The organism is Fodinibius sediminis (genome assembly GCF_900182555.1).
Lineage (GTDB): Bacteria > Bacteroidota > Rhodothermia > Balneolales > Balneolaceae > Fodinibius > Fodinibius sediminis.
This window is the reverse complement of sequence record NZ_FXTH01000011.1, coordinates 150376-175127: the sequence shown is the minus strand read 5'-3', so window position 1 is coordinate 175127 and position 24752 is coordinate 150376. Positions and strand designations below refer to the sequence as shown.

23 protein-coding genes are annotated in these 24752 nt (G+C 47.7%); 9 read left to right on the top strand and 14 right to left on the bottom strand.

From position 1 onward, the window contains the following. Positions 1 to 169: 169 nt before the first annotated feature. The 10 genes from FN808_RS13060 to FN808_RS13015 all read right to left on the bottom strand — a co-directional run bounded on the left by FN808_RS13060 (position 170) and on the right by FN808_RS13015 (position 10555). A complete protein-coding gene (locus FN808_RS13060; protein WP_142715046.1) occupies positions 170 to 730 on the bottom strand; it encodes a CRISPR-associated protein Cas4 in 561 nt (186 codons plus the stop codon). Positions 731 to 784: 54 nt separating this feature from the next. Further along, complete coding sequence (locus tag FN808_RS13055; protein ID WP_142715045.1) at positions 785 to 1063, bottom strand: hypothetical protein; 279 nt, start codon at positions 1061 to 1063, stop codon at positions 785 to 787. A 149-nt stretch (positions 1064 to 1212) separates the two neighbouring features. Next, entirely contained in the window at positions 1213 to 2238 is a 1026-nt protein-coding gene (locus FN808_RS13050) for a DevR family CRISPR-associated autoregulator (RefSeq protein WP_142715044.1), read from the bottom strand. 36 nt (positions 2239 to 2274) lie between these two features. Then, positions 2275 to 3900: a hypothetical protein gene (locus tag FN808_RS13045; RefSeq protein ID WP_142715043.1), complete on the bottom strand. Its 1626-nt coding sequence runs from the start codon at positions 3898 to 3900 to the stop codon at positions 2275 to 2277. A 2-nt stretch (positions 3901 to 3902) separates the two neighbouring features. Further along, positions 3903 to 4457: a hypothetical protein gene (locus FN808_RS13040; RefSeq protein WP_142715042.1), complete on the bottom strand. Its 555-nt coding sequence runs from the start codon at positions 4455 to 4457 to the stop codon at positions 3903 to 3905. Positions 4458 to 4515: 58 nt separating this feature from the next. Beyond that, complete coding sequence (cas3, locus tag FN808_RS13035) at positions 4516 to 6792, bottom strand: CRISPR-associated helicase Cas3' (protein ID WP_142715041.1); 2277 nt, start codon at positions 6790 to 6792, stop codon at positions 4516 to 4518. A gap of 9 nt (positions 6793 to 6801) precedes the next feature. Continuing rightward, positions 6802 to 7473 (bottom strand): CRISPR-associated endoribonuclease Cas6, encoded by a 672-nt coding sequence (cas6, locus tag FN808_RS13030; RefSeq protein ID WP_142715040.1) that lies wholly within the window; start codon positions 7471 to 7473, stop codon positions 6802 to 6804. Positions 7474 to 7912: 439 nt separating this feature from the next. Continuing rightward, a complete protein-coding gene (locus FN808_RS13025; RefSeq protein WP_142715039.1) occupies positions 7913 to 9208 on the bottom strand; it encodes an MFS transporter in 1296 nt (431 codons plus the stop codon). Between the two features lie 76 nt (positions 9209 to 9284). Continuing rightward, the gene (gene dut / locus FN808_RS13020) at positions 9285 to 9728 is read right to left on the bottom strand and encodes a dUTP diphosphatase (RefSeq protein ID WP_142715038.1); all 444 of its coding nucleotides are present in this window, start codon (positions 9726 to 9728) and stop codon (positions 9285 to 9287) included. Continuing rightward, complete coding sequence (locus FN808_RS13015) at positions 9728 to 10555, bottom strand: DUF3108 domain-containing protein (RefSeq protein WP_185958400.1); 828 nt, start codon at positions 10553 to 10555, stop codon at positions 9728 to 9730. Before FN808_RS13015 ends, dut begins: the two co-directional genes overlap by 1 nt. Before the next feature lie 119 nt (positions 10556 to 10674). Between FN808_RS13015 and FN808_RS13010 the strand changes: the two genes are divergently transcribed. From FN808_RS13010 to FN808_RS12975, 8 genes are all read left to right on the top strand, one after another. Then, on the top strand, positions 10675 to 11184 hold the full coding sequence (locus FN808_RS13010; protein ID WP_142715036.1) for a hypothetical protein: 510 nt from the start codon (positions 10675 to 10677) through the stop codon (positions 11182 to 11184). A gap of 55 nt (positions 11185 to 11239) precedes the next feature. Next, positions 11240 to 11509, top strand: coding sequence for a hypothetical protein (locus FN808_RS13005; RefSeq protein ID WP_142715035.1), 270 nt, complete (start codon positions 11240 to 11242; stop codon positions 11507 to 11509). Positions 11510 to 11512: 3 nt separating this feature from the next. Then, positions 11513 to 12028 (top strand): acyl-CoA carboxylase biotin carboxyl carrier protein subunit, encoded by a 516-nt coding sequence (locus FN808_RS13000; RefSeq protein WP_142715034.1) that lies wholly within the window; start codon positions 11513 to 11515, stop codon positions 12026 to 12028. Further along, positions 12021 to 13292 carry a UDP-N-acetylglucosamine 1-carboxyvinyltransferase gene (murA, locus tag FN808_RS12995; protein WP_142715033.1) on the top strand — a complete coding sequence of 424 codons (1272 nt, stop codon included), beginning with the start codon at positions 12021 to 12023 and terminating at the stop codon, positions 13290 to 13292. Before FN808_RS13000 ends, murA begins: the two co-directional genes overlap by 8 nt. Before the next feature lie 480 nt (positions 13293 to 13772). Then, complete coding sequence (locus FN808_RS12990; RefSeq protein ID WP_142715032.1) at positions 13773 to 15515, top strand: Rne/Rng family ribonuclease; 1743 nt, start codon at positions 13773 to 13775, stop codon at positions 15513 to 15515. Positions 15516 to 15560: 45 nt separating this feature from the next. Then, positions 15561 to 16106, top strand: a complete 546-nt coding sequence (hslV, locus tag FN808_RS12985) for an ATP-dependent protease subunit HslV (RefSeq protein ID WP_246068354.1) — start codon at positions 15561 to 15563, stop codon at positions 16104 to 16106. 2 nt (positions 16107 to 16108) lie between these two features. Then, positions 16109 to 17536, top strand: a complete 1428-nt coding sequence (hslU, locus tag FN808_RS12980; protein WP_142715031.1) for an ATP-dependent protease ATPase subunit HslU — start codon at positions 16109 to 16111, stop codon at positions 17534 to 17536. A 141-nt stretch (positions 17537 to 17677) separates the two neighbouring features. Next, the gene (locus tag FN808_RS12975) at positions 17678 to 19570 is read left to right on the top strand and encodes a S41 family peptidase (RefSeq protein ID WP_142715030.1); all 1893 of its coding nucleotides are present in this window, start codon (positions 17678 to 17680) and stop codon (positions 19568 to 19570) included. Between the two features lie 81 nt (positions 19571 to 19651). Here the strand turns inward: FN808_RS12975 and FN808_RS12970 are convergent, their stop codons facing one another. From FN808_RS12970 to FN808_RS12960, 3 genes are read right to left on the bottom strand one after another with little or no spacing between them, the layout of a single operon-like run. Continuing rightward, positions 19652 to 20353, bottom strand: a complete 702-nt coding sequence (locus tag FN808_RS12970; RefSeq protein WP_185958399.1) for an RsmE family RNA methyltransferase — start codon at positions 20351 to 20353, stop codon at positions 19652 to 19654. Between the two features lie 25 nt (positions 20354 to 20378). Continuing rightward, positions 20379 to 20588 carry a hypothetical protein gene (locus FN808_RS12965; protein ID WP_142715028.1) on the bottom strand — a complete coding sequence of 70 codons (210 nt, stop codon included), beginning with the start codon at positions 20586 to 20588 and terminating at the stop codon, positions 20379 to 20381. Positions 20589 to 20595: 7 nt separating this feature from the next. Continuing rightward, positions 20596 to 21807 carry a 2'-deoxycytidine 5'-triphosphate deaminase gene (locus FN808_RS12960; RefSeq protein WP_142715027.1) on the bottom strand — a complete coding sequence of 404 codons (1212 nt, stop codon included), beginning with the start codon at positions 21805 to 21807 and terminating at the stop codon, positions 20596 to 20598. 252 nt (positions 21808 to 22059) lie between these two features. On the opposite strand from FN808_RS12960, the gene FN808_RS12955 reads away from it, so the two are divergent. Next, on the top strand, positions 22060 to 22659 hold the full coding sequence (locus tag FN808_RS12955; RefSeq protein ID WP_142715026.1) for a Dph6-related ATP pyrophosphatase: 600 nt from the start codon (positions 22060 to 22062) through the stop codon (positions 22657 to 22659). A 6-nt stretch (positions 22660 to 22665) separates the two neighbouring features. On the opposite strand, the gene FN808_RS19120 is transcribed toward FN808_RS12955, so the two are convergent. Continuing rightward, positions 22666 to 24732 (bottom strand): peptidylprolyl isomerase, encoded by a 2067-nt coding sequence (locus FN808_RS19120; RefSeq protein WP_221930045.1) that lies wholly within the window; start codon positions 24730 to 24732, stop codon positions 22666 to 22668. Positions 24733 to 24752 lie beyond the last annotated feature (20 nt).

The following is a 24752-nucleotide window of genomic DNA, read 5'->3' as shown; positions in this document are numbered from 1 at the left end:
AATTCCGTTTTAATCATCGAAATAAAAACTTATATAACGTCTTACTGGATAAGCTCCGAGAGGACCCCCTTTGAGAGCTTAACTTCATAAGACCCATATATAATACGACCTCTTCATAAATAGTTAGATTAAATGCTCCGAGGATTCGGAACCCTTTAGAATTGAATTTTTAACTATAGCATAATTCGTTATATGAACAGAATTTGCAGACCTCCCATGCTACTGTTTTAGGTGGTTTATCTCGGTTCCTGATTTTTCGGATATTGGGTATAATTTTCTGTTCCAGGATTTTTCGATCTTTTTGTAATAAAATCACCTCTTTAGTTTGTCGTAACTTGGGATAATTCAGCTCACCTATATAACCCCGATTTTCTAGATCATCAGCGTGAAATTCAGCAGATTTTTCGTCAGCAATATTCATCCCTTTCTGTTCAAGATACCACATATAATATTTTAGCTGCCATTGGTGAGCTTCTTCCATACTGCTGGATTTCTTCACTTCATGGATAATCTTTTTATCATGATCTATCCAATCCACCACAATAACTCCATCCACACTTACCTCTTTCTTTTTGCGCTTATAGCTGGTCTTATGGATATGGCGGCCCATCCGCACGGCGTCGCTCTCTTGTTCGCATTCTATATTATGGGCGTAAAACCAGAGTTTGCGGGCACAAACGAAGTAGTAAGCAATTTCAGTGCCGGTGATGGGTTGCTTTTCGGTGTTCATAATTTTATTTCCTAAACCCTCCAAGGGTGCGCATCCCTTGGAGGGTTGTTCCATTTACTCTTCAAATACCGATACAAAATTCCTCCGATCTAAATTCTGATGTAACTGTTCAAAGACTTCTCGCTCTCCGAACCATTCCACCCCTTCTGCCCTGTTTATTTTCGTGCTCCTGTCTGTTACATACGCTTGCCAGCTGCTGTGGGGCCAGTCGTTGATATCTTCTACAAAACCGTGGTGCACGGGGTTGTTGTGGATGTAGATTATCAATCGGGAAAAATATTCCTTGTCGGTAATTTTCTTTCGTCGAAATGCTCTTTTAAATAATGAGCCCATTCTATCGTACTTCTTGTTATAAGCTTTTGTGTACGCATTGAAAAGATTGCTAAATTTTTTACTAATAAGACCTGACAGGTTTAATTTGTTGCTTTATAACAGATCTCAACTGGCCCCAACCATGGTTTGATTTTCGTAGTCGAAGGTTTTTAATTAGATAAAAATGCAACCGCTTCTTCTACTGAGCCAATTTTATCAAATGAAGCACTTTTATCTTCATTCATTTTGTTGATGTTGTTAACCAACCCTTCCAGCGTATCTAAATAATCCTCTTTGATGGGGCTGGCACTGGGGGCCGGACTTCGATTTGTTGAGGTAGTAATGGCACCTTCAAAACCCATAATATGAGGAAACTGTTGACTACTATTTGCCCCAGGCTGATTCATCAAGGTGTAGCTCAATGCATCCAGGACAGCCTTTTTCCGTTTTGCTTGTTCATCTTCATCCACGACGTATTCATTAGCTGCATCATTAAACCCAAGGCCTGCTAGATCTACATTGATGACTACCGCAAAATCGGCACTTGTGGCAGGTCGTGTAAATATATTTTGTCCTTCATTTCCAGAAGTATCTCTTGACTTTATTCCCGTACGCTTAGAAACATATTTGGCATGGAAGTAATGTCCTGTTGCATTCTTACGTGGAATGCCTGTCATAAAACCGGTTTGGATTCTACTTGTTCTAGAAACTGCAACACTACCTTTAAAAACATTATCACCACTTTTATCTGATGGAGCTACTTCTGTAATTAATAATCCGTGGGCATCTGTGACGGTACAACTTTCTGCTACCAATCGGTATAACTCTTGTTCTAATGCATCCTTTTTCTCGTTTTTAAGCTTTCCACTCCAATCTTCAGCTTCAGGAATATTTTCTACTACCCATTCATGTTTTGCCAACTCAGCTTTTAATCGATTAGGGTTAGGGTTCTTTCTGGCATTATTTTCACTTAGTGGCAATTCCCGATCCTGCGCAATGGCACAAAGGTGTTTAACGTGCCAATATTTGAGCATATCTCCTGAAATTACCGGAACGGTATAGAGCTCTCCTTCATCAACAATAGTAGCTGTTCTTGGTTGTGTCGCATTCCCCTCTGTACCCTCATTATTAAGACTTGCTAAATTAATGCTGAGCCGACCAACCAACGTTAAATTCTGAATTTTTTGAATATCCATAATAGTCCCTTGTGTAAGTTTATAGTTTAAGATTGGTTAATTTTCTTGTATGGCTTCTTCCTTACTCTTTTGCGTGCTCAAGGCGAATGAAAGAAGTAATTGAGCGATCAACCGTGGCGTAAAACGATCATCCTCAGCAAGGGTTATAAGCTTTTCAAGAGAACCTTCGTACGGTAGTGACATATATTGCATCGAATCGCCCGAGCTTTGGCTTGACGCTAACTTATTGGATCCCCGTTCTACTGCAATTTCAGTTATTGCTTCCATAAAATCGTCCGGACTCTGTATCTCACGGAGCCTGCGAATCACCTGATAATTAGGTGGATCCTTTTTGCCATTACTGCTATACACTTTTTGAATGGTATCTTGCCGAAGAAGCTGGATAAAACGCTGAATTTCTTCCGTTTTAAATTCCTCTAACAATTCTTGGTATTTGGATGAATGTGCCATGATTTCCTCAAAGAATGTTTGATTTAGTAGATTAATGTAGTTACCCCCTAAGCCAACGGCGTCTAAATACTGCAAATAGCCTTCTGCCGCCGATTGTGGATTGGATGCCTCAAAACCGTTCATGAGTGTACGAACTGCTTTTCTGTCAATAGATGGATCGCTTCCCGGTCGTGGTATTTTTGCTCGCCTCCAACGGACTAATAATTTTTGCAATTTATCAACTGACTCAAGGCTATATTTATGGGAAGGAACCAATAGTTTCCAAGTACCTGCAGGAGACGCACTATTGCCAAGTTCAACAAAATTTATTCCCGTAACCCCCTTCAACTTTTGCAAACCCTCTATTTTCACCTTGAAGTCTGCAGGATTTTCCTTGAGCAACTTTACTAAACGGAGATAATTATTGTAGGGAAAGAAAAAACCACCGTAGTAGTATCTTTTCCTATTTGCAATTGCCAATTCTCTTACAATCTCTACTCGCATATCAAGAGGCATAGGAACGGCAAAACCTGTTGGTGATTCACCTATTGCAGAAAAACATAAACCAGCAACTGCCAAGCAGGTTAAACGACTTAGCGGCCTGCTAAATGATTTGGGCATGGAACTATTACCTATGCTATAACTGCTTTTTGAATTTGCGCCCTTAGACGATTGTGGAAATACAATACTATTCAGGGTGACAGACTTTTCCTCAAAATCACCATCAAGTAGTTCCAGCCCTCTCTCTCGGCAAGCACTAATACAAAGATTAACCCAATCCGGTTTACCAAGTTTATTAATTACTCCATATAACGTTCGGTCAGGATCAGTCATCTCCCTCTTTTTTCCACCTATTTCAACTTGAATAGTAGGTTTTTCAGAGGTATCAACCACTACGCCTTTATGCTCAATTCTGGTCTCTTTATCCCAGCCTTTCGCTATTTTAGTCACTCCATCATCCAGACTACTTTTCCATGATGCGGCCAAACTGTATTTCAACCACTGTAGATCGGGAGTAGGACGCAATTCCTTAACATAATGCACTCGATATCCTTGCTGAGTCCACTTGATTATGGGAGTATTTGGAGTATCGTAATATGAGTCTGCCAATGCTCCAAAGCCAATTGCAGCTAAGGTATCATAGTACCCGTCGTCAACTACGGGCAACTTTATTATTTCCCATTCCAAATCTTCCTTTTCCTGCGTTTCATATGGTTTCTCAAAAGGACTCATAATTACTCTCCAAACTTATAATGAACATGATCTCCACTGGCACCGAGCATGGTCATCGCAATGCCTATTTCCACATCTTCCCGTGGTTTCCGATTGCTCCCCTCAAAATTGGATACTTTTTCCCAAATCGCATTATCTTTAAAATCACTTCCCGAAAATGTTACGGTGGGCTCAGGTGGATCCTTCTCTTCGTCAAGGCTTTCAAACACGAAAAAGCTCCCTTGTTTGCCATAAGAATATACACCAGTCAGCAACGGCTGAATAACTTCTTTAATCTCTGGTTCGAAATATAAATCCACTCCACCATCGAAATATAAAAACTCCCTATACACAACAGTTGGACTCAAATAATCAGGGGGCAAGTCGTTTCCCCGTGGAGGTTCCCAATGTTTGACTAAATGTGTATTCACGACGCCTTCGCCCCAAGGATGTGGAATTATATTGGTTTTGCTTAGCTTTTTTGTGAGCTCGTGCGGGTCTTTCCCTTTCCTGACCCCACTGATAATCAGAGCTACTTTTGCCGCGTATGGTGTTGGACAAAAATAGGTTTGTGCCATTTTTGTAGTGGCTTGTTCACGCCTAAAACTGAAACACGTAGTCGATCTATATCTTGCTCTAATCATCTATGAAATTTCCCATTGATTTTTTTGATTCTTTCTGTTCTTCTCTCTTTACGCTAACCATTCTTGTTGCATTTTGGTCAGCCTTTCTTAAGATGTAACTAAACATTAAATACAGACTTAAATCATTAGAAGATCCCAGTGGAAGTGCATTTTTCAGGTTTAAATATACTTCCTGTATACTCGAATTTGGTAAAACCTTTGGATCGATTATTGAGCTATTCCATTCATCTTCGACCCAATTATTTTGAGCTGTCATATGATCCAAATAGTCTAAAAATCCGATTTTAAAAGGCTTGATATCTGCCTGTTCTAATTTGTCACTGTAACCGTGATGATCTGCAATGGCCCAAAAAACCGACTTTGTTAACAGTAATCCTTTCCCCTTATCGCCGAATGTTTCTTTTAAATATTCCAACACTACCCATGCACTAATCCATGCATGTTTGGGCGGTCGCTTAACCCTGCCAAACCTTCCCTCCTTTTCTGAATGAGCAATAGGAACCCCATCTACTCCAACTTGATGAGCCTCCTGCCATTTCAGACTTAGCTTTCCCAAGTCGTGAGCCCAAATCAAAAAATAAGAAATAAAATCTGCATTACTCTTGGTACCGATCAGTTTATGCTCGGTAAGTCGATCAATCATCCAAGAGACCGTTGACAAGCTTTCATAAAGTCGGTTTATATGCTGTTCATAAGTTTCATTTTCATAGTCATATTTGGTGTAGGTATCCTTGCTATAGTCGATAAACTTTTCTCTTCCTCCTAAATCATCAAACGTAAATCCCATTTTTGGCTGGTATCCAACAAAGTCAGGATCCAAAAGTATAAAGTCGGCATGCTCCAGATTGTCGGTCACCACTACATCACGGCGCTCAGAATCAAAGACCCCATATTTTGACGGTTTTTCTCGAGCAGCCTTGTAAAAGAAACCATCTTCATTATAAAACTTAGAACGCGATACGCTGACAAAATGATAGGACTGATTGAGATCTGTCCCAATGGCTACATTTTTATTGTCGATAGAGCGAATCATCTCTTTATACGCTGAGTAGTCACGTTCTGCTCTAAGTTTATCAACTTCCCTTACCACTCGACTCTTAAATTTCTCAATCTGCTTTTTGTCAAAAGGCTCCGAAAGATTTATAATCTCTTGCTCGGTTTTCTCATCTAAAAGTATCTTTCCTTCCAGGTAATCCTCTAATGTTACTATTAATTCTTTCTGGCTGCGGTACGGACCTGGATTTTCAACGGGATGCCAAATGATTGTTCCTTCTTCACCTTCATATCGTGCATTTCGCCCAACACGCTGAATAAACGAAGAAGGCGGACATAAATCTGTGTGCATCACATCACACGTTATATCAATTCCCGCTTCTACTACTTGTGTTGCTACAAGAATAGCTTTTTCAGAACTTCCTTCTTTGAAAATTGACTTAACTTTTGTTTCAATATCTTTTCGGTCAGATGCAAGAAATTCAGAATGTAACAGATATACTGGCAGATCTACGTTTTCACTATTCCGTAGCTCCTTCGCCGTTGCCTTTGCCGAGGCGATATCATTCCTGATAATAATGGTTCGCTTACCCAGCTTGGGTTGATCAATATCAACGAAAGCATCTCCTTTAAGCAGTTTCTTGCTGTTTATAAATGGCCGGTCTGCCTCAATAACTTCCACCTTACCAACTTCCGTCTGATTAGCTAGAAAATCACCCAAAAATTTGAGCATATAATCGCTCAAGGTCGCCGTCAGAACCACACAATTCTGCTTCGATCTTTGAAGTGAAAACAGAGCGGTCGTCCAGCTTTTTTCTGGCTCAAAGAGATGGAATTCATCAAAAATTAGATGGCTGTTATCCACAACTGCAGGAAGAATATTTCCTTGACGCAATGAAACACCAATCGGAATACCAAGAAAGGCACTTAGTGTTTGATCAAGCGTGGTATAGACTAATCGATATGGACTTTCGGGATTATTTCCGGGATCTAAAAAAGGGTGATTTCTCTCTTGTCCATGGTGTGCAACACATTCATATAATTTAAATTCATTAGTCGCTTCGGCTAACGAGTCTACCAAAACGCGAAGTGGCAATGAATAAATGTGATGACCTCCTCCAAGTGCCGCATTCACAGCAAACGTTTTACCCCAGCCAGTCGGCGCTTTTAAAATCACATGCTTTCCTGCTCTAAAAGCGTCAAAAACCTCAGATTGCTTCGATCTTCCTGAAGCAAAACCTGCTTTCATAAGTGCCTCTTGAAAAGATTGATGCATAACTAATCTTTATTTTAAGCAACCGAACCCACTACCTGTCATCTCTCCTACTCCTACATTCCAAGCAAACTGAACTGCTTTCGGAGTACCCGCTACAATTACCGGGCAGATACTTGTCTTAAGCTTGATGCCATCTTTTATCTCGATTAATTTAGTATGGGCATTTTGATAGCTGCGGTCAAATCCAACAATTACCTCCCTGTCTCCATTAGAAAAACCAGCCTCTCTCAATTTACTCCTCAGTGTTCTTGTTAAACTGGAATCTGCCTTTTCATCTTCAAAGGTTAGATGCTTTCTGCTATTATCATCTCTATTCATTCTGGTAAGAACTGGACTATCAACCTCAAAACGGAAAACTGAACCAAAATTGGGAGTAGGTTTTGTGGATTGTTTATATACCTTCATCCCAAAAGCCATTGAAGGATTATTTTTTAAACCTTCTTTTAGTTTTTGAACTACCTCGTTATTCCAACTTTTTATAAACCAATTGGCACCATTTGGAAAGTTCAATCCGTTGTTAACCATATCTACATCGCCCCGCAGCCACGAAAAAGAATATAGGCTTATCTTATCATGTAAATCATTTTGGCCCAGCCATTTGTGGAGCGTGCCGGTAAGCTTATGCTGGTAATTAAACGGTATAGGTTTGGTGTTAGGGGTAAGCCTTAAATGTAATCTCATAATAACTTGATGATCCTCGGTTGTGTTGTATCCCTCACTTAAAAAGCCACTGTAGTATAACTCTTTTCAATTAAGCCAATCTATTTCTATAACTCAAATATGAAACAAACCCTTGGGAGATTTTAACTTTCAGAAATATTCAACCATTATACAGAAATAACTTCAACCCCAATATATCACCATCACTGACAACCCCCTGTCACCCCAGATTGTAAACTTTGTCACAGCACTATTTCGGAGTATTAGAGCACATAGGACTTTAAGTTATCACTGGTAAAAAAACCCAAAAAAACCAAGAGAGAGAAGCGCTTTGATACCGGAGGAAACAGCAGGATCCGGTCCTGTATCAAACGTTATGAAGGACTGCAGCCAACAGCTTCAACCACAAAAATAACGATAGGCCTTCAGAAAAGACCTGGCTGCCGTCTCTCCCCCCCGCTCACGGCATGCGTTCTGCCGGCTGGGTCGCCGACAGTTCCCGGTGCTGCCGATCTTTCTGGTAGCTTTTCTCCTCCTGCGTGACGGTGAAATGCCAGATACCCCCTGTCACTGAGAGCATCAGCGCAAAGAACATGATGGTTTGCTGGATGCTCAGCCAGTCGTTTTCCAGTATCCATGAAGCGACAACGACCGACAACGATTGTGCGAGGGTAAACAGGAGCCATTCGGTGCTGAACACCCGCCCTCGAAAGGTGTCGGGGGTCCGGCGCTGCAGCAGCACGGTGCTCATCACCCAGTTGGCCCCGGAGGCGGCATGAGCGATAAAGACAAACAGGAGCATTACCAGCAGGCTGCCGGTTGCTCCCACAATCACGTACATGGCCCCTCCGAATATCATGCAAAAGCCCATGGCACGTATCCAGTCCTGCTCCTCGCTGAAGACGCGCCGCCCGATTACCGGCCCGATGCCCGTCCCCACGCCCCGGGCCGAATAGAGCAACCCGATCCCAATGCTGCCCATCAGGAGTACCTCCTCGGAGACCAGCACCAGCATGTAGGTCAGCGCTCCCAGAAACATGGTGAAACAGCCTTTGGCCAGGGTCGGCCGAAGTACCTGTGGGTTCTGCAGCAGGTACTGGAATCCCTCCTTGATACCCACCAGGGGATTTCGGGTCCGCTTGCGCTCCTCCTCATCCATCCTTTCCTGGGGTATGGTGGTCCGGTAGATAAACCATGCAGAAACGACGTAGGTGCATGCATCTATCACAAACACCAGGTCGGTGCCAATCCAGGCTGTAGCCAACCCGCCAATGCCCATCCCGATGGTGAAAATAATACTCCAGCTTGCGGCGGACAGCACGTTGGCATCCACCAGCTCCTGTTCTGTGGTGACATTGGGAATAGAAGAAGTTTTGGCCGGCTCAAAAATGGCCGAAAGCATCATCTGAAACGCCGTCAATACATAGGCCAGCCACAGGGTGTCATAGGAGACGACCATCAGCAGCCCCAGGACCAGCAGCCCCCGCAGGAGGTCACAGATGATCATAATCCTCCGGCGGTCAAACCGATCGGTGATATAACCGGCAAAGGGCGAAAAGCTGGCCAGGCTCATCATCTTGACGACAATAATAAGCCCAAGCAAAAACTCGGAATCCGAATAGCGGGTGATGAGAGCATAGACCGCCAGTACACCAAACCAGTCGCCAAAGTTTGATACTACCTGGCTCAGCCAAAGCCGGCGGTAGTCGGTGTTGTAGGATACCAGATTGATATAGGGACGTATCTTTTCGAGCACGTTCTCTGGTGTTCGGTTATTTGTTATCGGTTATTTGGAATAATATTAACAGACAACAAGTAACTGTTAACTAATTTCATTTGACGCCCGTGCTGCCAAATCCGCCGCTCCCCCGCTCCGTGTCGGGCAGCGTCTGTGCCTGCTCAACATCAGCCTGGGTCACCGGTGCGATAACCATCTGGGCAATACGGTCGCCATGCTCAATAACAAAGCTGTTTTCCCCCAGGTTCACCGCCAGCACCTTTACTTCGCCCCGGTAGTCGGCATCAATCGTACCGGGAGTATTCAGCATGGTGATTCCGTTGCGATAGGCAAGCCCGCTTCTCGGACGAATCTGGGCTTCATATCCCCTCGGAAGCGCCATCTGCAGGCCCGTGGGAACGAGCGCCCGGCAGCCTGGTTCCAGCTCCAGCGGCTCGTCAAGCGCGGCCCGGATATCCATGCCCGCAGCATAGTCCGATTCGTAAGATGGGAGTTCCAGGTCCTCGGCATGAGGCAGTTTTCTAAAAAATACTTTCATTATCTTCTCGGTTCCTTTTTGTAGTCAATAAGTCGAACTTTTACATTTCCCAGCCACACTTTGGCGTGTGCTTCCAGCGGGATGCGCAGGTCGTCGGCCAAGTACCAGGCCTTGAATCGCCCGCTGAAGCCGAAGGGGCCGTCGATATCGGCATCGCCGTCGGTATAATAGGTCCGCACCGGAGAGGCAAAGGCATCGTACTCCCTCATCTCCGTTTTCTGGGTGTTTCTTACCTCAATATAGCCCTTCTCCGCCTCCAGGTATACCGGCAGGCTGTAGGTTTTATCCGTGCCTGCGAAGAGCCGGCTGTAATAAAAAATGAGCTGCCCGGATGTAGAGGGCTCGGTAAGATCCAGGGTATCCTCAGGCTCCCCCTCTTTCGAGAGGTAGACCTTCTTTCGGCTGTAGTCAAAGTCGTACCGTTCGGCATTAAACTCATCCTCATCCACGTTGTCGCGCCAGTACAGGCGGGTATGCGGCAAACTGTCGGTTGCCACGAAAAACGTATTATAATGATTCTCTTCTTCGCCCATGAAAGGAATAGAGGGATCTGAAATAATTTTTGTGCGCAGCCACCACAGCTGCTGTCCGTCATAGGTAGTATCCTGCACGATGGTCGTCTGCACCTTGCCCAGCTTGAAGAAACTGTATTTTACTTCGTAGGTGAATACCTCTTTCCACTTCAGAAGCTCCTGCATGCTCGGCGGAGGTCCGGAATGCTCATGCGGCGGCGGAGACGACTGTCCCCGGGCCGAAGGTGAAAACAAAAATCCGGTCACAACCAGCAACAGGATTAATAGCGCAACGTTTCTCTGTAAACTCAGCACGGTTCGGTAAATTAGTTTTAGATAAGTGAGCAAAGTTCGATATTATTCTTCGGAATCTGAAATATTATTGAAGGTATCAAATGCTAAAATCGTTCAACCGATCTTGTCGGATTGCCTGCATGGCTGTTCTTCTCTCCTGGGGTACCCTGGCAATGACCGGCTGCTCAAAAAGCGACGACCAGCAACAGTTCGAACAGGAAGCGCACAGGCTGCCAGAAAATATCACGCGTACCGATGCCGCCGGCCACATTGAGAACGAAGTAACGGATCCCGACGACTGGCGGATTAGTCCCATGTACCAGGGGCATATCAGTTTGGGCAGCCTTGGAGAATTTCAGCCCCCTTTTCCAAACCCCGTGGATTTAAATTCCAGTTTGAATATCCAGATTTATCAACGAAGCCCGGACCGGTTTAATGCGCTCCATATTCAAAAAATTGACAGTCTCGGCAACACAGGCTCGGTACATTACTTCGATTCCAACACCATCAACAGCACCTTCAACGACCTGAGTATCTCTGGCGATCTCATTGCCGGCGGCCAGGGAAGCAGCGCCAGCGGGCTCTACCGCATCCTTTTGTACGACGGCCGGAACAACCTCATTACCTATGGAGACATTCGCGTGCGGTAGTTGTTAAAAAGGAACAGGCCTCCTATCTTCACCTTATTAAGAATAAGTGACCACTATGGGCAAACGGAAAATAACCAAATCAGAACGAAAAGTGCTGGAAAAGCTCATTTTTCCCGAGCGGTTCCAGGACGTACTGGAAGAAACCGGCCATCTTTACGGCGAACTGCGCGACGACCTTATCAACCTGCTCAGCTTTGGTTTTGTGGAAGCCTATGAACGCAGCGGGTCTAAAATAACGCTGACCAGTTTTTACGACTCCGATAACCTCCAGGATTTTACCTTCAGGGCCACCAGCAAGGGACTTTCAGAAATCAAGTCGCATTAATAGATGAAATTTGAAGCCCGTATCAACAATTCCGAGACTCCTGTTGAACTTGAGCTGCGGGAGGAAACCGGCGAAGCCCATTTCAGAGATAAAACGCTTCCCTATGAATTCCATCGCCAGCCGAATGGGCGATACCTGCTCCGAACGGGAACAAAACTTTACAGGATTGATAATGTAGAATACGACCAGCAGCGAATTACGTTTACGCTCAACGGGCAGTGGTGTTCAGTGGAAGTCCGCAGCGAACAGGAACTGCTGCTCGACCGCCTCGGCTTTAAGACGGCTGCCGAAGTGGGTGAAGGGGCGTTGACGGCTCCCATGCCGGGTAAAATCCTTGAAATCATGGTTGCTGAGGGCGATGAAGTGGCCATGGGCGATTCCGTCGCTGTCCTGGAGGCGATGAAAATGGAAAATGAACTCAAGGCACCGATAGATGGTATGGTAACTACGGTTGCTGTAACCGAAGGCGCCTCTCTTGAAAAAAATGCTCTAATCTTAGAAATCGAAGCAAGTGGATAAATTTATTATAGAAGGCCCCACCCCTCTTAATGGAACCATTCCCATCAGCGGATCCAAAAACGCAGCATTGCCCCTTATGGCCGCTGCCATCCTGGGTGATTCACCGACTACCATCACGAATGTCCCTAAATTGCGCGACATATACACCTTTAACAACGTAATCCGCGTCACCGGCACCCATGTTACTTTTGATGAAGATGAGGGTGTTCTCACCATTGATCCCGCCAACCTGGCCCACCTGGAAGCTCCCTATGAACTCGTACGTAAAATGCGGGCTTCGTTTTATATGCTGGGCGCCCTGCTGGGAAGGTTCGGCAAGGCCAAAGTATCTCTTCCGGGCGGCTGTGCCTGGGGACCTCGTCCCGTAGATCTGCACCTGAACGGCATGCGCGAGATGGGGGCCAACATCAGGCTGGAAGAGGGCTATGTGATTGCTGACGCCCCCAAAAAGATGGAGGGCGGCACCTTTGCCCTTGAACCCAGCAGCGTGGGAGCCACCATCAACCTGGTACTCGCCTCGGTGCTTCGCGCCCGGGAGTTTACCATTGAAAATGCCGCCAAAGAGCCCGACGTGGTACTTCTGTGCAAAAAACTGGTGGAGATGGGCGCCGACATCGAAGGGGTCGGCACCCGGACCCTGACAATACGTGCGGTGGACCGTCTTGAAGGCATACAAATTCGAAATGCTGCCGACCGTATTGAAACCGGTACGTTCATGATTGCCGCCGCCATGCATCCAGAATCGGATGTCACCCTTGAGGGCGTTAATGTGAAAGACCTGGGACAGTTCCCGGCTACTTTTGAAAAAACGGGTGCCGAACTGATCACCGGTGATAATACCATACAGGTTATCGCTCCGGAAACCCTGCGGCCGACCGATGTCACAACCGAAACCTATCCCGGTTTCCCGACGGACCTCCAGGCCCAGTGGTCAACCATGATGACCCAGGCCGAGGGCACCTCCACGGTAACCGATACCATTTATTACGACCGATTCAGCTATGTGCCGGAAGTAACCCGGCTGGGAGCCGATATGGATGTCACGGAAAACAGGGTCGCAATTGAAGGGAAAACCCCGCTCAAGGGTGCCTCGGTGATGAGTACCGATCTTCGTGCCAGCGTCAGCCTGGTGCTGGCAGGCATGATTGCGCGGGGCAGAACCGACGTGCTGCGTATCTATCACCTCGACAGGGGCTATGAAGACCTGGAACACAAACTGAATGCGGTGGGAGCACGTATTGAGCGAACAAAACAAGAAGAATAGCCCCCGGATGAACGCACCGGCGCTGCCGAATCGGGAAACCATCCTCCAATATTCCTGTTCACTGCTGAATATTAGCGCTTACATTAGTGGTTACGAACTTGTATATTGATACATACTGTTATTCAGATTTTCTTAAAAATTTTAGGTTTACCGTTTTGCGGCATTTGTCAGTTTCACAGGTATTTAAATCTTTTTTTGATGCGTCAACAAGGCTTTTTCTTGTAACCTTATACCGGGCAGTGGAATATTTGAGTTCCCTGCATACTTGTGAAGACTCGCTGCAAGATCATTCCTTTTCTGAATATCACCGAATTAACCAAACATTTTTTTCTCCTAACAGGAATTATAATATAGCGGTTGCTGAACTCCCGCTACGACGTATGAAATTTAAGATTGCTTTATCTATGATGATGCCGATTGAATATTTGATCAGGATTATAAGTCCGGAGTGCAGCAACTGTGTGAAAGATGAGTATTTCAATGAAAAATCAAATCATTATTCACGCTTCGGGAAAACAGACCCGGATCGCACTGCTGGAAAACGGCGAACTTGCCCAACTTTTTATAGAATCTGAGGAAAACCAACGTACGGTTGGGAATATTTACCTGGCGAGGGTACACAAGGTCATGAGCGGCATTCGTGCGGCTTTTATCGACATGGGTACCCCGAAGGATGCCTTCCTGCACTTCTCTGATGCCGGTGATCACCTGAAGGAATACGTTCAGATGCTCAACGGTAAAGATGCGATTCACAAGAACGTCCGCAATGAGCTCCAGAAGACCAACTTCGACAAAATATCGAACTATGAGAAACAGAAGTGGGCCGGTAAAATCCTGCGGCCCGGCCAGCAGCTGCTGGTGCAAATTGTCAAGGAACCCATCGGCTCGAAGGGCCCCCGTGTATCTACCGACATCACTGTAGCCGGGCGATTCCTGGTCCTGATCCCCATGGGCGAATATATTGCCGTATCCCGCAAGATCAACAATTATAAGGAGCGGCGACGACTCAAGAGTGTCGTGGGCTCCATGGTTCCCGAAGGATTTGGGGTCATTATCCGTACGGTTGCCAAAGGCAAAGACAAGCAGGCGATCGAGGACGACATGCGCAATGTGCTTAAAAAATGGGAGCGCATCCTGGAACAGCTGGAGACGGCCAAGCCCCCCGCCCTGCTCTACAAGGATCTTGATATGACCGAAAGTCTGGTCCGCGATCTTTTTGCCAAACAGTATGACCGGGTACTGGTGGACGATCCCGAGATGCACAAACAGATCAAATCGTATGTCAGTCAGGTAGCTCCCCAGATGATTCCCAATGTGGAACTGTACAAGGGGCGCGAACACATTTTCGATTTTATGAAAGTGGCCAAAGACGTCGATTCGATCTTCAGTCCCCGCGTACGCATGCCTTCCGGCGGTTATCTTATCTTTGAGCAGACGGAGGCGATGTATGTTGTTGATGTAAACTCCGGCCCCTACGCCGCCAAGGAAAAACAGGAAGATAATTCGCTGAAGACCAACCTCGAAGCGGCCCGGGAAGTAGCCAAACAGCTGCGGCTGCGCGACATTGGCGGGATCATTGTGGTTGACTTTATTGACCTGCGAAAGGGCAAGAACCGCAAGAAGATCTACGATGAGCTCAAAAAGGAATTCAAAAAAGACCCGGCCAAAACGAACGTCATCGGCATGAGCGACTTCGGGCTGGTACAAATTACGCGCCAGCGAATCCGGCCCAGCGTGGTCAACTCCGTCTCCAGGGTATGCCCCACCTGTGGCGGCTCCGGCAGTGTCGTGACCCAAAACACCATCATCGCCGACCTTGATGCATGGCTCAGCAAATTCCGCACGACCACCGACTACCGTGCAGTGGATATTTATATCAACCCTTACCTCAAATCCTATCTTGAAAAGGGGTTCCTGAGCATCAAGTGGAAGTGGATGCTACGTTACTGGCTTAAGATCTCGCTTGTAGCAGATGAAACCATCTCCCTGAATGAGTACAAGGCCACGGTTGCGGGTTCAGACATTGACATCACCGATGTAGTGATGCAGGAAAAAGATATCGATGAGATTATCGGGAAGGCCCAGGCCGAAGAGGAGCTGGCCGCCGCCCGACCATCGCGAAAAAACCTGGATTACTACAAAAAGGATTCAAACGGGAACAAAAAGAAAGACACCCGGAAACCTCGCCCCACACGGTCGAAGTATTACAAGAATTCAAACTGATTGATACATCTCCCTTTTTACAGTAATTGAACACCGAATGACATTATGAGTATAGCTGATTTAAAAGCAACAACCGTCGTGGGGATCATCCATAACGGAGAGGCCGCTATTGCCGGCGATGGACAGGCCACCATGGACAAAACCGTCATGAAGGCCACCGTCAATAAAGTGCGCCACCTCTACGACGGGAAAATAGCCGCCGGCTTTGCCGGATCAACGGCTGATGCCTTTACCCTGTTTGAAAAATACGAGGAAAAACTGAAGCAGTATAACGGCAATCTTCAGCGCGCGGCCGTGGAAATGGCCAAGGAATGGCGGAACGATAAATTTCTCCGCAAGCTTGAGGCCCTGCTGATCGTTATGAGCAAGGAGAAGGCCCTGCTTATATCGGGCCAGGGTGATGTGATCGAGCCCGACGACAAGATTCTCACGATCGGCAGCGGCGGTTCCTATGCCCTGGCTGCGGCACGGGCATTGAAGGAAAACGCACCCGAGCTCTCCGCACGTGAGATTGTCGAAAAGTCACTCCATATCGCCGCTGATATCTGTATTTATACGAATCACAACCTGAGTATTTTAGAATTAGAGTAGACATGAGCACCATTCAAAAGACGGTTCGACATAAAAATTTAACGCCCCGGCAGATTGTAGCAGAACTGGATAAATACATCATTGGCCAGGATGAGGCCAAGCGCTCCGTATCCATTGCACTGCGGAATCGCTGGCGCCGGATGAATGCCGATGAAGAGATTCGTGATGAAATTCTCCCCAATAACATCCTGCTCATCGGTCCCACGGGGGTTGGCAAAACCGAGATTGCCCGGCGCCTGGCCAAGCTGGCGGACGCTCCCTTCATCAAGGTTGAGGCCAGTAAGTTTACAGAGGTTGGCTATGTGGGACGCGATGTGGAGTCCATGATTCGGGACCTGACCGACATTTCGGTAAACATGGTTAAGACGGAAATGCAGGAACGAGTCAAGGAGCAAGCCAAAGAGATTGTTGAAGACCGCATTCTCGATATCCTGATCCCGCCCGTCAAGCAGCCCCCGGCTGAATCGCCCGGTTTCCAGGCCGATGATAATGATTTCAATCCCGACCAGGCATCCGACCAGGAGCTGAACAAGCGAACCCGCGAAAAGTTTCGGGAAAAGCTGCGCAACGGTGAACTGGAAGACCGCAAGATCGAGGTGGAGGTCCGTAAATCGAGCAAATCACCCATGATGCAGGTTTTTGGCCCCCAGGGCGGTATGGAAGAGATGGGCATAAACCTGCAGGATATGCTGGGTAATTTGGGCGGACAGAAGAAAACCAAGCGCAATGTAACGATCGAAGAAGCCCGTGAACTCCTGCTCGAAGAGGAAGCAGAGAAGCTGATTGATCATGATGCCGCAGCGCAGGAGGCCCTGGAACGAGTCCAAAAACACGGCATCGTCTTTATTGACGAGATTGACAAAGTAGCCGAATCCTCCAATAACGGCAAGGGCGGCGGCGGACCAGATGTAAGCCGCCAGGGAGTGCAGCGCGATCTGCTCCCTATTGTAGAGGGAAGCAGTGTGTCGACCAAACACGGAATGGTGAAAACGGATCATATCCTGTTTATCGGCTCCGGAGCCTTTCACGTATCCAAGCCCTCTGACCTTATTCCTGAGCTGCAGGGCCGGTTTCCCATACGCGTGGAACTCAATTCGCTGACAGAAGAGGATTTCTTCGATATTCTCACGAAGCCGAAAAATGCACTCACAAAACAATACCAGGCCATGATGGCTTCTGAGGGCGTAGAGGTCGAATTTACCGAGAATGCCATCAAAGAAGTGGCCTCTATAGCGGCCCAGGTAAACGAGCGCGTGGAAAATATTGGAGCCCGGCGCCTGCACACCATTCTTTCATCACTGCTTGATGAGCTGCTCTTTGCCATTCCGGACGATATCAGTTCAGGGGAAATTACGATAGACAGGGAATATGTGAACAAACAGCTGGATAATCTTGTTAAAGACAAAGACCTGAGTCAATATATTTTATAAAATGGGTACAGTTTCGAATTATTTGCGAATAAATCGTATAATACAAACTGTAGCTGGTGCCCTGAAGTGAACGGGTAATTAATTCAACTGATATCCGTTATAGAATATATACAGCTAAAAACGATCAAATACAGAATCATTATGAGCGTAAAAAAATTCTTAGCTCCGAATCTTGCGATTGTTATCGCGCTCTCCATTTTTTGGTTTGCCGGAGTTGAAACAGTAGTCAAAAACGGGGATGAGGATCAAAAGAATCTAAAAAAATACGTACAGGCACAGCAGCGGATTATTGATAATTATGTGGACCCGGTAGATGTGACAAAGCTGTATAAGAACAGCATTCGGGGTCTTGTCGCTAATTTGCCGGATAGTACGGTCAACCTGGAAAGTACGCCCCTCGATACCACCTTTACGAACCTGGAAGTGGAGGATCTGAGCGAATCCATCAAGCTGTTTGAACGGGCGTACCGGTATTTGGCAGAAAATTACCCTGATCAAAATATGACCAACCGGACCGAAGATGCCCTAGAAAGCATGTTTCGCTCGCTCGATCCCCATTCCATCTATATTGAGCCCAAGACCAGCGATGCCATTGAAGACGAATTTGCAGGCAAGTTTCAGGGCGTGGGCATCCAGTTTGATGTCATCGATGACACCATTACCGTAATTACCGCCATCGCCGGAGGCCCGAGTGACCAGCTGGGCATTCGCTCGGGAGACCGTATCATCGGCATCAACGACAGTACGGCTATCAATTTCACCAGAGAGCAGGTGGTAAACACGCTGCGGGGTCCCAAGGACTCCAAGGTGGATGTAACCATCAAGCGCCCCCATGTAAACGAGTTGCTGGAATACACCATTACCCGCGACGACATTCCTCTCTACACGGTTGATACTTCCTATATGCTGGATGATCACACCGGCTATGTTAAAATTAACCGGTTTGCTGCCACAACCCACGAAGAATTTATGAAGGCGATGCAGGGGCTGGAGAAAATGGGAATGAATCGCATCATCCTTGATCTCCGCGGCAACCCGGGAGGCTATCTCGGCCAGGCTATCGCCATCTCTGAAGAATTTTTCTCCCGTGGTACCAAAATTGTCTCAACAAAGAGTCGTCATACGCGATTCACAAGTGCTTACTTTTCGCGCCGCGACGGGGAATACAAGGAACTCCCCGTCATCGTCCTTGTTAACAAGGGATCGGCCTCTGCAAGTGAAATTGTAAGCGGTGCCATCCAGGATCACGACCGCGGATTGATTGTGGGACAGCGCACCTTTGGAAAAGGATTGGTACAGCAGCAGTATGAACTGATCGACTCCAGTAAAATTCGTGTCACCATTTCTAAATACTACACGCCTTCCGGCCGCCTGATTCAAAAACCTTATTCCCACAAGGGCGGTGAAGAATACGCTTACGAGATCTACAAACGTGAATCCGACGCCAGAAGTGATGTCAGTGAATTTGTTTCCCATGTATCGGATTCACTCAAATATACGACCGATGCCGGTCGAACGGTCTACGGCGGGGGCGGCATTGTACCCGACCATATTGTCCAGGAGGATACCTCCCAGTCGGCTGCTGTACTAAATTATGTGCAGCGTAAAGGAATCGGTTTTGATTACGTACGCGATTATCTTGATGACAACGGCGATGCATTCCGGGAAGCATGGAAAGACAACTTTGAGCGTTTCCGGGAAGAGTTCCATTGGTCAGAAGGAGATATGAACCGGGTTTTTGAGCGGCTCAGGAAAAACAAGATGGTTGTTAGTCAGAGTGACACGCTTACGGAGCCCGATTTCCAGTCAGACACCCTCTACATTCCGGAAGGTCACTGGGAAGAGGTTTCCTGGATGACCGAGGGCGTAATGAAAGCCCGTCTGGCTCTTCAGGTCTGGGGACAGAAAAAATACTTTCCTGTCATCAATGATGTCTTTGATAATGCCATCGACAAATCCATGAACATGTGGGATGAGGTGCAGCAGCTCAAAGAATATGCCGCCAATCATACGAAAGTGAAGAAGGGACAGTAAGAAAATAGCGCTTGTTGTTCTTCCCATTCCATTTCAAAGCCCGGCTCTCAGGCAGTCGGGCTTTTCTCTGTAATTATACAATCATCGGTCTATAAATTGGCTCATCAACGTCACAGCCGCTGTTTCCGCCCGCAGCCGGTACTCTCCCAGCGAGACCAGCTCGGCCCCGCTTTCAACCGCCCGTTCTACTTCTTCCGGCGAAAAGCCGCCCTCCGGTCCCGTTAACAGCAGCAGGCGTTTCTCTCCGGCAGCAGCCAGATTATCTACCCCTGCTTCCCGATCCGCTTTTTCGTGCGCCATCAGGCACCGGGCATCTTGATAATGGCGCATCACTTCTTCCACAGAATTGAAAACCATGAGCGAGGGCAACCAGCTGCGAAGACTCTGCTTCATTGCTGAAAGCATGATTGCTTCCAGACGATCCGAACGAACATTTTTCTTGACGGTGTGTTCACTCCTGAATAAAGCAAGATGACGGGCCCCCAGTTCCACGGCTTTTTCCACCGCAAATTCAAGGCGGTCCCGCTTTTTTATAATCCCCATTCCCAGGATGAGCTCTGGCCCGGGATCCGAGACCTGTTCACGCTTCTCCAGCCTGATCTGAACCGATTTCCTGCTTATCCGCTGAATGGGCCCCTTGTATCGTCCTCCCCTGCCATCCACTATGGTCAGATAGTCTCCTTCCCGGGCCCGTAGCACGCGGGAAGCGTGCCTGGCCTCCTGGCCCTCAAGTTCAGCTATATTGCCATTAATATGTGAGGGAGGGGCATAGAAGATATTCATCGATAAAGCTTCCTGGGTTCTATAATCAATATGGTTTGCCGGGTTCAAACGTAGTTTGGCCGGTCTTAAGGACCGTCTTAACATAAGGAATGCACAGACCGCAGCGGTTGCTGCAATAATTCTGCTCTCTCAACTCCTCGACAGAAGAGAGTTCCTTTTCATCGGCATAGCTCTTTATTTCATCAAACATCCGGTTGTGACAGACACATTTTTTCACTTTCCGGGCTGATGCCATAATGTTCTTACTTTTCTTTAAAATGCTTGCCCAATTTTAGCTCTTGTCCCTGATAGTTGCTTTTGATATCATCGCCGTAGATAGTTTCAGGCACCTCGGTATTGGGTTCAAACTTCATGCTGCAGAAGGTCTGCCCATCTTCGATTAAAAAGGGTACGTCATGGGAACGCACCTCAAGTACGGCCCGGGCTCCCTGATCTTTTATCCGTCCCCCAAAACCGCTGTCAAAAAAACCGGCGTAGTGAGTGCGGAGTTCGCCGGAGCCGGTGTCATATGCAATCATCTCGGCCGCCAGGTGTTCGGGAATCCGGCATCGTTCTTTGGAGGCGAAAATATAGAAAGCCTCAGGCTCCAGGATCAGGTGGTCATCATGCTGAGCATAAATAGGCTCCCAGAACTCAGATACATCGTAGTAATTAATCTTGTCCAGGTCAATATAGTTTCGGTGCTTCTTGGCTTTATAGCCTACTACCTTGCCCTTCTGGTCGTGGAGATTGACACTCAAAAACAGCCCGTCACTGACTTTGAGGTCATCTACCGGCACTGCGCGGCCATCTTCTTTGAAAAGAAGCGGATTGGAACTGTGGGTCCTCAATATATCCTGGTCGGAAAGCACCGTATAGCCGTGACGAAGCCGCAGCTGGTTGAGCCTGTGTCCGGTTTTAACCCGAATGGGAAATGACTTGGGCACCACTTCCAGGTACAGTTTTCCTTTGTAGCCAGACCGTATTTCTTCAAATCGATGAGAATGATCCGTTATAACGCGCGTAAAGACATCCAGTCGGCCAGTGGTGCTTTTGGGGTTGGCCTTGGCCGACAGGTGTTCCCCTGATATAACACGGTAACTGGTTCCCTCGTCCGAGTCATTGAATAAAGTCTTCTGTGGTGAAATGTGCGAGGGCAGTTGAAGCTCTTCAAGCAGCGGAATAATATACACACAGTTCGGCTCCAGAATGGCCCCGTCCCTGATGGATATTTCGTATTGACTGAGCTTGTCCAGCTTCTCATCAACCGTCTCATCTTCCGGCAGAAAACTGCATCGTACACGGTAGGCTTTTTCTCCCAGCCGTAAATCAATGGAGTTGGGCTGAAACTGATCTTCCTGCAGTGGATATCCCTCTTCCGACTTGATAATACCGGCTTTGGCCAGCACGCGTAATTTCTGAACGGGTAAAATTCCTTTGGTCCGCAAATATACTTCCTGGGTGTCGCTGCTCATCTGTTTTAATAAATTTATGTGCCTGTTTACTAAGCGTATCCGCCGTGAAATAGATCTTTGCCGAAGCGCTTCGTTGAGCAATCGGTGACGATGCCCGCTTTTGAGCTAACATTTACTCCTGACAAAGGAAAATGTTATATTTTAGCTGAGCTCAAATTGCGTTTAAATATAGGAATTCAGAAACCAGAATACAGACGATTAGCAGAATTAATTCTGTTGCCCCGTCTTCGGTATTCAAGCTGCTAATTTCTTATGAATATTCTTTTTTGGAGCGGCGGCAAGGATGCTTTTCTTGCCCTGCATTTTTACAAACAGCAGCATCCCCGGCACAAACTTGCCCTCCTCACCACCTACGAGGAGAAGACCGGCCTTGTCCCTCATCAGCAACTACCCATCTCGCATATTCGGACGCAGGCCGCTGCCCTGGACCTGGACCTGCACCTGGTACCACTGCCCCGGAAATGTTCCAATGAGTTCTACCTGCGGGAGGTGAACGGAAAGCTGGATGAGCAGACTGAGCCGGTCGAGCATCTTATCTTCGGAGACCGGCATCTTTCTGATATCCGCCAGTGGCGCGAAGCTTCCTGGAAAAAGCGAGGGTATCGCACCCTGTTTCCTATCTGGGAAAAAAACATTCACGAGCTGCTTCCAGTGCTTCAGCTTCAGCCGATACGCATTACCATCAGTGCCGTAGAGGAGAAATACCAGTCACTCATCCGTATAGGAGAAACCTACGACCAGGCTTTTGTGACCCAGCTGCAGCACCTGCCCGAGCAGATTGATCTCATGGGCGAACATGGAGAATTTCATACAAAAGTTTCTTTTGCGGATCTCAGTGAACAGCTTGTGTAAAGCCTGTCAGTACCAGGTGGTGGACAGAACCTTGTCTCCTACTTCAATACGCTCAACCACCTCCATTCCGTCGATAACGCTGCCGATGGAGGTATAGTTTCCATTGAGGTGCGGACTCCACTGGTGCATAATAAAATACTGCCCTCCTTCCGTGTCGATGCCTGCACTGGCAATGCCGGCCGTCCCCCGCAAAAATCCAGTTCCCGAAGGTTCGGTGGGAAGTCGAAAGCCCGTCCCCCCGAATCCATCACGGCGCTCCATATCTCCTCCCTGTATCACAAAGTTTGGTACGACCCGATGGAAAGGGATTCCATCATAGGCCCCGGCCCGGCTCAAACTGTCAATAGCTGAAACGGTAGCCGGTGCCTTAAGCGTGTTCAGCTGAATGACAATATCTCCCTTTTCGGTACGGAGTGTCCACGAAGGCTTGCTTCCCAGCTCCCAGAGCCGCTCCCAGTCGGGGACCCTGAAACGGCTCTGAATCTCGCCATGGCTGCGTATGGTCCAGCCGTCTGCAGCAAGCGAGCGGTTCAGCGAACGGTATCCCAGGACCGACAGCGAATCAACGACCGGCCGTCCCTGCTCTTCAAACCGTTCCTTGTAAAGCGATCCAAACCGCTGATAAACTTCCCTATCCTCCGGCAGGGAAAAAGCAACCAACGACCGGTTTATCCGGTCAAAATCGTCCGTATTAAACAACTCCTCCTCTTCCAGCAGAGCCGCAGCCTGGACGGTTGTTCCACGGTCATTCAGGGATAATGCCTCAAAAATGAGGGTCCGAACCTGCTGAACAATCTCGCTGGTCCGCTCTTCATCATCCGTCCCTTGCCAGAAGTCGGCCAGGCTCTGCACCGCATACATTGCAGGCAGCGGCTCACCCTGATCAATAAATTCACCAATGTGCTGAAGGTATTCCTCCGTTGAATAGACCGAGCGGTAAAGTTCCATTGCAGCCGGTAAGAGGTAGGGCTCATTCTCTGCCAGCCGGTTAACACGGGCGATGTGCTTTTCCACCACTGAGGTGTCGATGTTACTGACAGTATTCAGGGCTTCAAGCCAGACGCCCTGCGAACCCAGCGTATCGGGGATTATGGTCTTGGTTATATAGCTGTAGAGGTCATCGCCCCTGCTTATTTTACTGCTGATACTCTGCAGGGTCTGTTTCTGGACCTGTACGTTAGGATGCATAAGCAATATTTTCGCAGCCAGCGAGTTCCGGCTGTTCATATTCACCTTTTTGACCGACATGGCCAGCTCGACAGCGAGCTGTACTTCGTGCTCCAAATCCTGCTCACCATTGTAAAAATTGGTGATCGTATAGGTGGTCTGCCCCGGAAATATCCGGTTCACATACTGATCGAGCGTCTCACTAATCCCCATCCCCTGTTCTCTCCAGCGGCTCATCAGCGTATCGCGGGCGGCTCCCTCAAGCGGGCTCTTTGCTCCCCGGTACCATCCATAGAGGTAGGCCCGCCGTACAGCTTGCTCAGTCAGGTCAAAAGCTTTCTGCAAAATCCTGATTTGTACCTCTTCACGCACTTCATACCGGAGCAGCAGCCTGCTTAGAGCGAGGGCGTAGTGGGAATTCCCGGCAATGTCGGTATCCAGAGCCGAGAGCAGGAAGTCCAGGCTCCGGCGATCGCCCTGCTGCCCCAATACCCGCGCGATACCGGCACGCTGGTTCGGATGCTGCTCCCACTGCCGTTCCAAATTTCTGAGCTGCTGTTCTCCCATGCCTTGCTTGCTGATCGCAAACCACCCGGCTTCCGAATTTTGCTGCCCGGCCAGCTCCACAAACGGGGCCAGCGAATCTACAGGCGTAGCGGCCAGTGCCCGCCAGGCCTGGCTGCGAATGCTATCACTGCGATGAGAAAGAAAAGGGAGCAGCCCGGTGGCTTCGCGCTGAAATATGGTCTCATACAGATCGGGATAGGTTTCCGTTATGACAGGATCACTAACGGTTGAAGCGCTCTTGAAGATAGCACGGTCATCCGACGACCATTTAAACATCAGGATAAGCAGTACAACCATCGCGGTGAAGAGAATCCATGCCCGAAGCCTAATGTATCGCATACTGCCTGATATAAGTAGAG